At 65.1% G+C, this 14,031-nt stretch carries 11 protein-coding genes and 1 pseudogene; 9 read left to right on the plus strand and 3 right to left on the minus strand.

What is annotated here, in order from left to right; all coding sequences use genetic code 11:
- Positions 1 to 9 precede the first annotated feature (9 nt).
- From ASC93_RS10710 to ASC93_RS32030, 9 genes and pseudogenes are all read left to right on the plus strand, one after another.
- Positions 10 to 819 (plus strand): hypothetical protein, encoded by an 810-nt coding sequence (locus ASC93_RS10710; protein ID WP_056441002.1) that lies wholly within the window; start codon positions 10 to 12, stop codon positions 817 to 819.
- 109 nt (positions 820 to 928) lie between these two features.
- Positions 929 to 1,546, plus strand: coding sequence for a hypothetical protein (locus ASC93_RS10715; RefSeq protein WP_056441005.1), 618 nt, complete (start codon positions 929 to 931; stop codon positions 1,544 to 1,546).
- 86 nt (positions 1,547 to 1,632) lie between these two features.
- Entirely contained in the window at positions 1,633 to 2,241 is a 609-nt protein-coding gene (locus ASC93_RS10720; RefSeq protein ID WP_056441008.1) for a hypothetical protein, read from the plus strand.
- 118 nt (positions 2,242 to 2,359) lie between these two features.
- Positions 2,360 to 5,248, plus strand: a complete 2,889-nt coding sequence (locus ASC93_RS31660; RefSeq protein ID WP_056441009.1) for a hypothetical protein — start codon at positions 2,360 to 2,362, stop codon at positions 5,246 to 5,248.
- On the plus strand, positions 5,245 to 5,868 hold the full coding sequence (locus ASC93_RS10730; RefSeq protein WP_056441012.1) for a phage tail protein: 624 nt from the start codon (positions 5,245 to 5,247) through the stop codon (positions 5,866 to 5,868). Before ASC93_RS31660 ends, ASC93_RS10730 begins: the two co-directional genes overlap by 4 nt.
- Position 5,869: 1 nt before the next feature.
- Positions 5,870 to 7,336, plus strand: coding sequence for a hypothetical protein (locus ASC93_RS10735; protein ID WP_056441015.1), 1,467 nt, complete (start codon positions 5,870 to 5,872; stop codon positions 7,334 to 7,336).
- A gap of 26 nt (positions 7,337 to 7,362) precedes the next feature.
- Complete coding sequence (locus tag ASC93_RS10740) at positions 7,363 to 8,025, plus strand: glycoside hydrolase family 19 protein (RefSeq protein ID WP_056441018.1); 663 nt, start codon at positions 7,363 to 7,365, stop codon at positions 8,023 to 8,025.
- Between the two features lie 689 nt (positions 8,026 to 8,714).
- A pseudogene (locus ASC93_RS32785) lies at positions 8,715 to 9,757 on the plus strand (serine hydrolase domain-containing protein).
- A 231-nt stretch (positions 9,758 to 9,988) separates the two neighbouring features.
- Positions 9,989 to 10,213: a hypothetical protein gene (locus ASC93_RS32030; RefSeq protein WP_056441030.1), complete on the plus strand. Its 225-nt coding sequence runs from the start codon at positions 9,989 to 9,991 to the stop codon at positions 10,211 to 10,213.
- A 216-nt stretch (positions 10,214 to 10,429) separates the two neighbouring features.
- Here the strand turns inward: ASC93_RS32030 and ASC93_RS10765 are convergent, their stop codons facing one another.
- Genes ASC93_RS10765 through ASC93_RS10775 form a run of 3 tightly spaced genes read right to left on the minus strand, consistent with a single transcriptional unit; the run spans position 10,430 to position 13,393 of the window.
- Entirely contained in the window at positions 10,430 to 11,635 is a 1,206-nt protein-coding gene (locus ASC93_RS10765; protein WP_082547932.1) for a glutathionylspermidine synthase family protein, read from the minus strand.
- A gap of 1 nt (position 11,636) precedes the next feature.
- Positions 11,637 to 12,053, minus strand: coding sequence for a hypothetical protein (locus ASC93_RS10770; RefSeq protein WP_056441034.1), 417 nt, complete (start codon positions 12,051 to 12,053; stop codon positions 11,637 to 11,639).
- Positions 12,050 to 13,393, minus strand: a complete 1,344-nt coding sequence (locus tag ASC93_RS10775; RefSeq protein WP_082547933.1) for a saccharopine dehydrogenase C-terminal domain-containing protein — start codon at positions 13,391 to 13,393, stop codon at positions 12,050 to 12,052. Before ASC93_RS10775 ends, ASC93_RS10770 begins: the two co-directional genes overlap by 4 nt.
- Positions 13,394 to 14,031: the final 638 nt, after the last annotated feature.

Genomic DNA, 14,031 nt, shown 5'->3' on the forward strand with positions numbered 1-14,031 from the left:
AACGTTCCGATGCCACCTGCTCTCCTATCCTCCCCCGCGCACACGGCCTCCGGCCTGGCGGCGTCCGTCCGCGCGGATGGCTTTGCGCCGGCCGACGTCAGGCAGGCGCTCGCCCAACTCCTCGCAAGCAAGGAATTCTGCAAGGCACAGCGCACGAGCCGGCTGATCAGGTTCCTGATCGAGAAGGAGCTGGCGGGCGAAGTGAACGAGACCGGGGAATATGCAATCGGCGTGGAGGTGTTCGACCGCGACCCGCTCGCCTACAGCACCGCCGAAGATCCGATCGTCCGGGTCCAGGTCGGCCGCCTGCGCGATCGTCTCAAGGCGTACTACGCGACCAGCGGCGCGAAAGCGGAACTCCGATTCTCCATCCCAATAGGAAGCTACATGCCAATCATCAGCCGACATGACGGCGCCGAGAGCCAGTATCCCCGCGCGCACCTGCTGGGCGTTGCGCCGTTGACGAACTTCATCGTGGACGACCGCGGGGTTGCCTTTGTCCAGGGATTAAACGAAGAACTGTCGCACCAGCTATTCAAGGCATTCGGACAAAAGATCGTTTCACATACCTTCGCCCCGCCGCACGCCGCGCCGATGGCCCGGGTGCCGGCCCGGACCGCGGTCAGCCATGTACTGGAGGGCAGCGTACGCGCCAACGGCGACCTGGTCCGCACCTCGGTGCGCCTGGTCGATGCTGCAGCCGGCTGCATCGCATGGTCCGAGCAATTCGACCGCCGCATTCCCTTTTCCATCGATTTGCAGGAAGAGCTCGCCGTGGCCGTCTGCAGCGCACTCAAGCTGTACTTCGAGCAGGGCTAGTGGCCGCCGTGGTTACCGTTACGCCGGCACGAAGTTACCGTAACGATACTTACGCCCGGCCGACGCCTCCCATATAGTGAATTCACGGCAAACTGAGCAGGCTGAAAACATGGATATCAAACTCGACTTCCGCAACCGCTGCCGCGCCCGGCACGCGCCGACAGTCGTCATTTTCCAGGTGGACGACGACGATCCGGAAGCGCTCGCCGTGGCCTGGAAGGTCATCCGCAACTGCGCGCCCGGCTGGCACCATCCCTTCGTGTTCTCGACCGAACCGGAAATCAACGTCAGCGACCGGTATGGCAACCACCTGCCCAGGCATGCGGCCGCGAACGGGATGGTATTCGACCTGACGCCGCTGGTATGCGGGCGGCGCCTGGCGCGCGACCGGATGCCAGGCAAGAGCGACGAGATCGTCTTACGCAACAGGCTCGCGCACGGTGGCGTCGACGTCAACCTGTACAGCAACGGATTGCTGCTGGCAAGAAAGAGTCAGGTCGGGCCGGGCAGGCAGGCCACCTTCCGCTTCGGTTCGACGCTCTGCATCGGCGTGGTTCACCACCAGGCCGAGGGGAGGACGTTCGCCCCCGATGCCGTCCTGACGGAATGCGTCGACGTCCCGCTGCGCGGCATCGCGAGCGCCGACCTCGTACTGGAACTGGACGACGAACGGGGCGGCGACGGGCCGGCCTACCGGTTCATCGTCGAAAACGTGGTCAGGGCCTAGCGCCAGGCGCCGGAGGCACCGTTTTATCAAGGTAGTGCAAGCACGGCCGGCGCATGGTGCGCCGGCTTTCCACTCAGGGAGAAAAGATGGACATCAAGCTTACTTATCGCAACAACTCGAACGACTTCGCCAAGTCGAGCATCGTGGTTTTCCAGAAGCTGGTCAACACCGACTACGACGAACTGGCGGTGGCCTGGAAAGTCATCAAGAACTGCGGCACCGGCGAGTACCACCCGTTCGTCTATCCGATGGAGATGGCGGTCGGCGCCATCGACAGCGACGGCAATTACTCGCAGCAGCTTCCGGCGACCAATGGCCAGGTTTTCAGCCTGACGGGTTCCAACTCCGGCAACCAGCTCAAGCCCATGGACGACGTCAGCGGCAACTCGCGCCAGGTCGACGTGCGCAATAACCTCGACTACGGCGCCATCCAGGTCGGCATCTACAAGGACGATCGCATGCTGGCCCTGAAAAGCAATATCTCGCCGGGCGAAAAAGCCATATTCCAGTTCCTGCCGACGATCTGGGTCGGCGTCGTCTCGGACGTCGAAGAAGGCGACGTGATGGATTCGGCCGTCATGTCCCAGAACAATACGGAACTCTCCCTGCTCGGCATCGCCAGCGCCGACATCGTCCTGAGCGGCGGCGGCAATCGCCCCTTCCGTTTTGCCTTGGAGAACATCAAGCGCGGCTAACCACGGTGGGCATCGGCGCCGGCCGGCGTCCGATGCCCGGCTTGTGCGCCCGCCCGGCGGTATCAAGGAATCAGGAAAGGCCAAGTCGATGTCAATCCATCAAGAAACATGGCCCGCCATGAACGGCAGGCTCATGTTCGATTTCATCATCAACGTGCGGGCATTGTGCGCCACGGTCCGGATTTACCAGAACGCGATGAAGGACGACGTCCGGACCGTGAACCTGGAGGGCACCGAGCCGCAAGCCGTCGAGCTGGATTTCGCCAACGGTGCCCGGATCAACGGCTCCCTCAACCTGAAGCGCGCCCAGTCCCCGACCCGGCCGCAGGGCATCGAGGTCCATGGCTACCTGAACTTCCACGACCATGCGGCCCAGCCCAAATGGTCGTTCGACGGCATCCTGCTGGTCGCACCGGATCGGTCACCCTCCGCTTCTACCCCGTCCGTCCCGCCCGCCCAGCCGATCTCCGCGGCCGCGCCGGACACGCCGGACACGCCCGCTGCGCCGCATGCGCCGGATTCACGGGATGCGGCCGACGCGTGCACCGACGCCGACGCGCGGCCCGGCGCCGCCTCCGCCCGTCCGCCGCGCCAGGTGCCGGGCCTGGTCGAGCTGTTCCCCTATATTTATTTGCGACAACACCAAGAGCCCGACGCGGATGCGCGCAGGCGCGGCTTTGCCGACATGCCCGACAAGTTCGCCGAGCTGCCGTTCCTGGCCGAGCTGGCGGGCGCGACCAGCGCGGTACAAATCAAATCAATCGCGCTTCAATTCATTTCGGGAAAGGACAGCTTCGACGGCCAGTTCGTTGCCGACCCGGACCAGCTGCAAGGCCCGATCGCGCTGTTCCGGACGGTACCCGCCCTGGTGAACGCGAACGGGCATGCGCCCAATGGCCTGATCGAGATCCTCAGCACGCACTTCGGACGCACGCCCGCCCAGATGCAGGCGTCCCTCGCCGCCCCCGATCACGTCGCCAACATGGCGCGCATCTGGCAGAGCTATTTCGCGCTGCTGCTCAGCGACGACTTCGACGACGCGCTGCTGGCCGGCCTCGGCAAACTGCTGCTGACCGCGCATCTGCTGGACTACCTGTTCAATCCATTGCCGGGCAGCGGCGGCGTGGACCAGCCGATGCTGCGCGACCTGCTGGATGCCTCGATCGTGCTCCCCGGGGCGATCTTTCCGTCGCCCCCGGTGAAGGGCGGCGCGACGAACGGATCCGCCGCGCCCGCCGGCGTGGGCGAACTGCAGATGACCCGGCACCGTTTCCTGCGGCACGAACTGGGTGAAGTGGCGCACATCGAAAACGTCATGCCGCGGGAGCGCAAGGAGATCGCGCGCCGGCGCCTGCAGGGGCACGTGGACACCGAGCTCGGCCACAGCAGCGAGAACGAGGCGCGCCTGGCGCAGTCGCACGCGACCCGCCACGATCTGCGCGAACAGACCCTGAAGGCGACCGCCGAACAGGCCGTACGGAACCAGTACGACGATTTCAAGACCAGTTACGGGCCGCCGACAGAAGCCACCCTGAAGGGCGTCTGGACGGAATGGACGCTGCAGGGCAAGAAGCCCGGTTCGGACGACGTCAGCAGGTTCGCGCGCGACGTCCTGGCCCGCAGCGTCAGCAACATCGCACGCGACGTGACCCACTCGCGTTCGCGCAGCGTCTTCGGCCAGCTCGAGGAAAGCGTGACCAGCGTCATCGACAACAGCCAGGGCCAGGACCTGCTGATGTGCGCCACGCGCTGGGTGAACACGGTGTACGAGGCGAGCGTCGACAGCTACGGCAGGCGCCTGATGGTGGAATTCATCCTGCCCAGCCCCGCCAGCGCCTGGATCCGCCAGCGCCGCGGACGCGGCCCGGCGGCCCTGCCGGTCGCACCGGCGCAACTCGGGGTGAGCTCGTTCGCCGCGGTCGACGCCGGCAATTACGCGGGCCTGGCCGCCACCTATGCCGTCACCGACCTGTCGCCGCCGCCCGCCGCGCGGCGCCTGTCGCTCACCATCATCCCGGGTGACGAAAAAGTGATTCCGGTCCCGCCCGGCTACGAAGTGTCGGACGCCGTCGTCAACTGGATCGGCGACGTCGGCCAGCCACAGCCGGTGATCCTCATCGGATGCGAAAAATTCCAGCCTGGACAGCCGGCACAGGCACGCAGCTTCGGCCAGCAAACCGAGATCGCGATTGCAGCCCTCGCCGGCACCGCGCCCGCGCCGAATCCGGCGCCGGTGCCGGCGCCCGCGCCCGCGGTCCAGGATCCGCCTGCGCCGGTCCCCGCACCACCGCCCGGTCCCTGGCCGGCGCCGGTCTCGATGATCAATGTCGACATCCTGTGCACGCCGAGCGCCACCGCACTCGACGAATGGCGCATCAGGACGTATGCGGCGCTCCTGGCGGGTTACCAGCGTCAGGTCGAGCAAAGTTTCCGTGAACACGCCAGCACCGCCGGTGCGGTCCATCCGCAGGCGTCGCGCCAGGGTTCGCGCCGGATCGAAAAGCGCGAGCTCAGGCGCGGCTGCATCCAACTCCTGCTGCAGGATGGACTGGCCCGCGGCGCCACTGCCCAGGACAGCCCGCAACTGCCGGCCCCGTTCACGCTGCAGTTCCTGAGCGATGCCCTGGAGTGGAACGAGATGAACGTCCGCTACCATGGCGACGCGGGCAACGCGGAAGACCTGCCGCTGCGCGAACTCGACGAGGGCGGCGAACGGAGCATGGATTCCTTCCTCGACGCCGAGCTGGCCAGGGTCATGGTACCGGCCGACCCGCGCACGGTGCTGCCGCTGCTGTACCTGCTGGGTTCGGGCCGCTGCTGGCGCCTGGCGAGCGCGCTGGCACCGGTCCACGCCGAACACGTCGGCCTCGCGCATGCGCTGAAACAGCCCGAACCGCCCGGCGCGGCGCCAGCCTCACCGTGCTGGGAAGTGGTGGTGCCCACTGCCATGCAAGCGCTCGATACCGGGTTCCGGATCGCCGCCCCCGCCAGCGGAGAAAACACGTGAGCCGCCCCCCTCGTGGCCATCATCCGGCCGAACCGTTCGAAACCGGTTTCGGTGCCGTCCCGGTCGGCGCCGTCGTCGCCTTCGCGGGCAAGGCCGGCGGCGGACAGGACGGGCTCGACAGCGTGCTCGCGGCCTGGGGCTGGATGGTGTGCGACGGCCGGCAACTGGCGATCGGGGACTATCCCGAATTGTTCGCCTTCATCGGCCATCATTACGACCGGGGCGCCCAGGACGGCACGTTCCACCTTCCCGACTACCGCGGCTATTTTTTGCGCGGTGTCGACGGCGGCGCGGGCAACGATCCGGATGCCGCGGACCGCATCGCGGCCGGCACGGGCGCCACGCCCGCCGACGTCGGCTCGCGGCAAGCGGACGCGCTGCGCAACCACACCCACGGCATCGATCCGGCCGGCGCCGACACTGCCGCGACTGCCGGCTCGCCGGCACTGGTCAAGACCAAGATCGCGACCGCGGGCCCGTCCGCAATCAAGCCGCCCGACGGCGTCAGCGCCCGCGAGACGCGGCCGCTGAACATCTCGGTGCATTACCTGATCAAGTTTACCGTGCGCCCTCACCGGCCGCGGCACGCCCACCCGCATTCCATTTTCCCAGGAGCCTGACATGAGTTATAAAAACATCCAATTCTTCGCCTATGTGCTCAATACGGGTTTCGGCACGGCCAACGGCGCTCAGGTCTACCTGGGCCTGGACGACCCCGCCGCCGACATCAAGGCCCGCTGCGCCCTGATGCAGCGCGCGATGGAAGCCGCCCGCCAAAGCACCAACGCCGGACCGGACACCCTCAAGGTGTTCATGGCGCCCGAATTCTTTTTCCGCGGCGTTACCGGCGCCTACGAGATGTCGCATGCGGTGGGCGACGCCAATCCCGGACCGGACGCGGTCAGCGTGGTCAGTGCATTGCAGCAGTTGGCGTCCGATCCCCAATGGGCGGACTGGCTGTTCGTCTTCGGCAGTATCGTCGGCAAATCGGCCCCGGATGCGCCGAACGGCAAGCAGGAAGCCTACAACGTGGTGCTGGTGCAGGCCGGTGGCCAGGCGAACGCAGGAGAACAGGGCGCCAGGGTCGTCCTGAAAGAGTGGAAGTCGACCATCGACTTCATCACCCGTCCCGCTGTCCTGCCGGCAAACACGCCCGCCGGCATGTTGTATGACGATATGGTCGAGTACATGAGCTCGTCCGCGGCCAGCTGGTATGCGGAAAATGACAAGCTCAACGGCGCGGTCGGCAGCGATACCCAGCAGTATCCGTACGACGGCGGCGGCATTTTCCCGAGTTCCGGACTGACCTTCGGCCTGGAAGTCTGCCTCGACCATCTCGAGGGACGGCTGTCGGGCGCGCAACTGCCCGGCGAGCCGCAGATACAGGTCCAGCTGGTGCCGTCGTGCGGCATGGATCTCCGGGCCGCGAGCCTCGTCATCGGGCCGAGCGGCCTGATCTTCGGCTGCGACGGCCTGGGCCGAGGCGCCGCGGCCTACCAGGTCGCCGGCAACGCGATCGTCACGATTCACTCGTCCGTGACCGCCCTCGACGCGAGCGACCTGCCCGCCGATGGCGGCGGCGCGCCGGTGGCCATCGCGAGCCTGTTCCCGGTCGGCGCCGCGACCGGCAGGTGCGGCGTCCGTCCCGCGTTGAATACGGCCGATGCGGGCGCGGTCGCCGGCGCGATCGTGACCTACGACCCGGTCGCGGTCCCGCAGCCGGCGGTGGTGCCGGGCCAGATCAGGACATGGGTCTGGAACTGGCCGGACATCCAGGTTCAGTTCGCGCTGTTATATGACGGCGCCGGCATATTCGAGCGCCTGCTGTGCCGCATGGTCAGCACGACGTTCCAGTTGAACCGCTTCTGGTATGCCGTCCCCGACAGGGACAAGGTGACGATGCGCGGCACCGACACCGACGGCATGGAGGGCACCGTCGCGTTGCGGCGCGTCGCCGGATCCAATCCCTACCATTACGGCATCGAGTGCACGGCCAATCTCGGCGATTTCCAATTCTCGGGCATCGCATTCGAGTTCGACAGAGAGATCGACACGACCCCGGCAACGGTGGGGTTCACCGCTGTATAACGCACGGCGATTGCCCGACACGCACCATGACGATCCGCATCGATCCACAGGATTTTCTTTCCTTCGCACGCCGGCCCGCGCCTGCCTACGCCGGCGCGTTCGATCACGCGCAGGCGGTGCTCGATCGCTACGGCGTCACGAACAGCGTTCTGCGGCTCGCGCATTTCACCGCGCAGGTCCTGCACGAGACGGGCGGCCTGCGCCTGACGACCGAAAACCTGAACTATCGCGCGCAACGATTGCCCGTCGTCTGGCCGCGCTATTTCGGGCCGGGCGGCGCGCTCGATGCGGATGACTACGCCATGGCGCCGGAAAAGCTGGCGAACACGGTCTACGCCGGCCGCATGGGCAACACGGCACCCGGGGATGGGTTTGCCTACCGTGGACGTGGGCTGTTGCAGCTGACCGGCAAGGACAACTACCAGTTCGCGGCACATGCGCTGCACGACGGCCAGGACGGCGCGCCCGACCTGGTGGCGGACCCGGACTCGGTCCTCGCGTCCGCATGGGCGCTGGCGGTCGCGGCGGCAACGTGGGAGAGCAAAGGCTGCAATCACTTTGCCGACATGAACGACATCGCCCGCGTCACCCGCGCGATCAACGGCGGCGCCGTCGGACTGTCCGAGCGGACCGCCTGGTTCCGCCTGGTCTACCGCGCGTTCTGGATGCTGGAGCGGCAACGGCCGTGAGCCCGCGCGGGGCCGTCGCGATCGGGCAGTACCGGGCAACCGGCAACTTTCCAGGTTGACGTCCCCTTGCAACGCGACGTCCAGATCGGGTATCGGCATATTCATTTTGCCGTCGCTGACGTTGGTGATGCTCGTGAGCGTGTCGAACGCCTTTTCGTAACGCAGCATTACCGGATCGCGCACGCCAGGCACTTGCACGGATCGTGCAGCAGATGGATTGCCGATGAGGGTGCTCGCCCCGTCGGTCTCGGGGGCGAAAAACGTACACGCAATACAATTCGACCGGATGTCTCCGGTTCTTGATACGCCAATGGCGATGCGCTAATTGGATAACGGTGTCTGCCATAACCCCGCGCAGGCCCAGCGGTCGCATGTCGACTCACACGGTATCAACAAGGGCAAGACAATCCGCCTTCGAACCCGTTACGCCCGCCGCGCCGCGCGCTACCGGTTCGCAATACGGAACCCGCTGCCGGACGCCCAGGCAGGACGATGCTGTCCCGCCTCCCCAACCATGACAAGAAAGTAATCAGATGATGTTCCGAGAAAGATCTGCCATGCGGCGCCTGCTGCCGCGCTGCGCCAGGGCCGGCCTGTGGCTGGCCGCCCTGCTCGGCGCGGGCTGCGCCTCGGTGCCGGAGCACGGCGCGCGTTCGCCTGTCCCGCACGATGCGCCGCAGGGCTCGCCGATGCGCTCTGCCGCTGCGTCGCAGGCCGCGCGGCACGAACGCCTGACGCTGCTCGCAAGCCGCTACGGTGTCTGCGATGCCGACGTCGCGGTGAGCCGCAAGCGCGAACTGCAATTCGTCGACGCCGCCTACGGTTGCGCCGATTACGCTTCGGCAAATCAGGAAAACGTGTTCCAGGCAGCCTCGCTCGGCAAGCCCGTGTTTGCCTATGCCGTGCTGAAGCTTGTGCAGCAAGGGAAACTGGACCTGGATGCGCCGATCGTCAACTACCTTCCCGGCGGCTACGCGCGCCGGTACGCCCCATGGCTCGCCGATTCGCCGGTCGACCGGGTGTCCGATCCGGCGCTGGCGTTGGTGACGGTGCGCATGGCGCTGAACCATACCTCGGGGCTGCCCGGCTGGACGAACGGCCCCTGGTCTTCGGCGGCAAACCCGGGGCCCGATGGCAGTACTCGGGTGAAGGCTGTACCTTGCTGCAACGCGCGGTCGAACAGGTCGCCGGGGAGAGTTTCGGCGCCTTCATGCAGCACACGGTGTTCGGCCCGCTCGGCATGACGCACAGCGCCTACACGCGCGAGGCCAGGCTCGAGAAGTACATCGTCCCCGCGACGAACGAGCATGGCCTCTCGCTGACGCTTCCGGCCCTGCCCGAGCCGTTCGCGGCCTTCACGCCCTACACCAGCGCGCGCGACTACGGCCGCTTTCTTGCAGCATTGCTGAAGGACGAACGCAGTCTGCACCAGATCGTGGCGTCGCCCGTGCCGGTCGACGCCAGACTGGACTTGAGCTGGGGGATCGAACGCCGCCAGAGCGACGTGTTTCTTTGGCATTGGGGCAACAACCCCGGTTACCGGGGCTTCGCGATGGTGTCGCCCGAGTCGGGCGACCGCTTCGTGATGTTCACCAACAACGACCTGGGCATGGCGCTGGCGCGGCCGGTCGGCGAGGAAGTGCCGGGCGGTTCCCATCAGGTGTTCCGCTTTCCCCTGCTGCGCGACGGACTCGACAATCTGATTTGCGACGCGCTCGACGTCTGCCCCTGAACCGGAGCGAAACCGGACGGGGCGGACGAGATGCCGCGCACTCACTCAAACAGTGCCACACCAGGCAGACCGTAAGCCCCGTGCCTCAGCGCATCACATCGCTGCACAAACTGAAACAGCTGGGCGCTGACTTCGGCGTCATCGTGTGCAACGTGGCACACATCCACTTGGACGAAATCGTGAACAACGTGCCGCTGCCCCTGATTAACATGGTCGACACCGGCGCGGCCCATGCCGGTGCGCTGGGACTGGGCGACCAGAAAGTCGGGGGTGCACGCGCGCTATTTCGAGCGCATGGGCATCGAGCTCGTCGAGGTCGACCTACAGCGGCACAGGCTGCGGCTGCGCCGCACACGCCGCCTGTGTCGCGTCCTGCCAAAGGACAGTTTGCACGAGGTGTATTTCGAATTTCTGGACGATGGGTCCCTGTTCACCGCAGCCATCCTGAAAAACTGAGCGCTCGCGCCCATCTGGAAAGATGCTGACCTGGAGGTGGTCAGCGGTGGTACACGCTTCGGCGCTTAGCGGCCTCGTGTCCGTGGGGCATCGACGGAGGCACCCAAAACGGCCCCCAAAATCGTTGGCTGATCTTGGACGTCGTGCAACGTTGTAGGTTGACGCGCTGCTGTGCTGCCGCTTAGCTTGTTCATTTGTTACTCTGAATTGGACAGCTCAATCGGAATATAGCCTTTCGAAGTCGTCCCCCTTGAGGCCGGGCCACTGTCTCGGAATACAGTGTTTCGACGTTGACTCGTCGGTGCGTACAAAGTCGTGCGGAATGAAGTTACTCATGTTGGTGGTCACCAGCAACGTATCCTCGCGCAAGCAAATGCCGGCGGGCTCGTCGCCGACGATCCACGAGCCGATGACCGGATAATTGCCGTCGAAATCGGGTAGTTTGTGTAACGCCTGGTAAACATAGCCCTCGCGGCCATACCGGCCGTCGTCTTGCGCGATCACGTTCCCGTTTTCGACTAGCAAGATGTTCGCTCCCTCGCGGGAATAGAGCGGCTTTTTCGCATATGAGCTCAGAAGTCCTGGCTCGAAATACGCGGGCAGCAAATTGGGATGGCCGGGATACAGCTCCCATAGGATGGGGAGGATGCCCTTACAGGACAGCACGGATTTCCACATCGGCTCGATGAAGCGCGTCCCGCAAGAGATCGTTTTCGGTCCGAAGTCCTCCCGCATCATCCATTCCCACGGATATAACTTGAACAATGTGGCGATCGGCGCGTCGTCTTCGTCGACGAACGTGTTCAATCCGGCATTCCAGCCCAGTTTCTCGATCGCGATGTGCTGCACGTCGAAGCCGGCCTGTTTCGCGGTGTCCATCAGGTAATGCACGCATACCCAGTCTTCTTCGTTGTCGGCGACGGACGCAAAATAGATCCGGCCGTCCGGACTGCGCAGCGCATTCCACTGTTGGACGAGGCGCTCGTGCAGCGAATTGAATTGGTCGTGGTCCGGGAATTTTTCCTTCATCCAGTGCCATTGCGCCACTGCGGATTCGAGCAGCGAGGTCGGCGTGTCGGCGTTATATTCCAGCAGTTTTGGTTCGCTCACGCCGTCATACGCCAGGTCGAAGCGGCCGTACAGGCTGAATTCGTTGCGCGCGAACGAGCGTTCGATTGCTTGCCAATACGTGGCCGGGATGCCTAACTCGCCCAGGCGCTTCGCCAGGATGACGTGCTTGACTGCCTGGATGCACATGCGGTGCAGCTCAAGCGTGCGCGCTTCCAGCAAATCGATCTGCTCGCTGGTGAAGCGATAGCAGACGTCCTCGCACCAGTAGTCGTCCCAGGCGTGGAAGGACAGGCCGATCGCTTCCAGTTTGGCTGCGTAGTCTGGTCGCGGACTGATGGTCAATCGCTTCATTTCAGCCTCCTCCCGATTCGCCGCCACCACCGCCGTGTCCACCGCCCTCGCCGCCATGCGCGGTTGCACCGAAGCCGCCGCGCACGACGGCCACCGACTCGCTGCCCGTCGCATGCGCGGGACCGCCGCGGCTCGCTTCGCCGTCCGTGGCTGGGCGGGCTTCGCCGTTCTCGATGATCATCGGTTGGCCCAAGCCGCGGTCCCAGTAATAGCGCGGCCCCGCGTAGACGGCGCCGCCGCCATGGCCGCTGGAGGTCGAGTTGCACCAGTTGCCGCTTCCCCAGTCCTTGCGGCAGTCGTCGACGCTGGCGTACGTGTCCTGTTTGGCCGTCGTGGGCAGATCATCGGTCTTGCCACAACCTGTCAGGGCCGTGAATGCGCCCAGCAAGATGAGCGGCACTTGCTTCGAATGCTTCATTCGCTCTCCCAAAAATCCTGAATCTGCAAATCCGGCCTGCCGCCGGCTGACCAGCGGGTCTCCAGGCCGAAGAGCTGGCCGAGGAAGGGGCGGGCTGCGTGCATCACGCAGCTCGCGTCCATGTCCTCGGCCTCGACCACGCCTGCCGTCGGATGGCTTAGCATCCATGCAAGCGCGCCCACGATGCCGCCGACGACTTGCATCGTCGTCGCGCTGTTATGGAGTGCGATCTGCCGCGCTTCCGCTAGCGACAGCACGGAACCAAACCAGTACGCGCCCTGCTCCCGGATCAATAGGACGCCGAGTTCGTCGGCGCCGGACACGAGCGAGTCGACCATTACCGTCTTCAGCGCCGGAGGCCGTAGGCCGTCATTCCCCCAGCGCGCCAGGCTTTCGCAGGTCTTCGGCGCCGGACGGTAGGCGTAATACACGGTGGGACGATAGGCCATGGCGCCGTCGGGAGAATACGTCGCCAAGAAGTCTCCGATCGAGTGGGCTTCATGGTGCGTGATCAGCCAGGCCCGCTGGTCGCCAACCGACGGAACCCAGCTCTTCACCTGCGTGCGCACGCCGGCAGCGTCTAGCATGACGCCGCTGGTTGGCGCATCGTCGATGTACGCCGCGCCGGGCGGAAGGCGGCTTTCATGCGTGCCCCACGAAAGTTCGGCATGCTGCCTCGCTTCCGCCATCAGTCCGTCGACCGACCAGGTATTGGCGAACTCTCCTGCGCGCAGCGGCATGCCATCCGTTTGCGAGTCGCGCTCGGCGATCTGGACCGCTTTGACGCCCAGCGTGCGCGCCAGCGCCGACGGCGCCGCGTCGGGCGCCAGTCCTTCACGGATCGCCAATTCGCACAAGGCGAGCTTGATGAAATGCGATACCAGGCCGGGATTGGCGCCGTGAGCGATCACGCAGGTCGGCTTCCCTTTGCCTCTCCTAGACAGCGCTTCGTGCCGCAGCCAGTAATTGGTGGTGTGAGCGATCGGGTGACGTCCCGCATCGTAGCCGCCGGCCCAGGGCTCGACGCAGGTATCGAGATACAGCACATCGTGCTGCTGGCACCAGTCGATCAGCGAGACCGTCGCGACTTCGACTGACAGATTCAGCAGGATATCGTCGCGTCCGAGGCGTCCGTCGAGCGTCGCGTACAGGTTGTCCTTCGTCAGCGGCGTCACACAAAAGCCGATGCCGAACGAGCGCGCGACGCCGGCGCCTCGTTCGTCGGCCGTGATGACGCTGACGTTGTGCGGATCGAGGTCCGGATACTGCGCGAACAAGACAGGCGTCAGTGCCTGTGCGACGGTGCCATATCCAACGAAGAGTATTCTGCGGTCTTTCATCTGGAACGAAGCTATGCAAATGCGGAATCATGGAGCTTCGGCATCCATGCCTCCACCTCCTTGCAATTCAGTCTACGCGCGGACACGTAAAGGTAGTGTAAAAAACACCTACAGCCCTTCCGTCCCGGGCAGATCGCCTGCCGTGCCAAGACAGACAGACCCAGTTGTCGGCCTTGCCGCGTAGCGTGAAGCGGTAGGCCGTGTCCTCGTCCTGTGAGTCCAGATTGACCGATTACGGAAGTTGCCTCCGGCGATTGTACCGTATGGGTACGCCCATGCGAAATCGCGCCAGTGAGCAGGTCGTCGAGCGGGAGATAGAGTGACTGGCGCAGAGCCAGGACAATGGCTTCCTGGGCATGGCTCAAGGTCGCATGAAGCGTGTGAGCGCGGTGCGAGCGATCCTGTACATCGTCGCGTCCCAGCCACTTCTGTGCAGTGGCTCGCGTGATGTTGAAAACCTTGGCGGCTTCTCTGGAATACAGGCCGGAATCCTTGATCTCCTGGCGGATCTTCGGTGTGGTACGGGCCTGCGGGTGAATGCGTGAACTCATGCTGCCAACTGCTCCTGGTGCGAGTGAATGCCGGGACTGCTGAACCCAGCAATCAGGTCGCCCAGCATAGCCTTCGCACGAAACAAA

This window comes from Massilia sp. Root335, from assembly GCF_001425685.1.
Taxonomy (GTDB): domain Bacteria; phylum Pseudomonadota; class Gammaproteobacteria; order Burkholderiales; family Burkholderiaceae_D; genus Telluria; species Telluria luteola.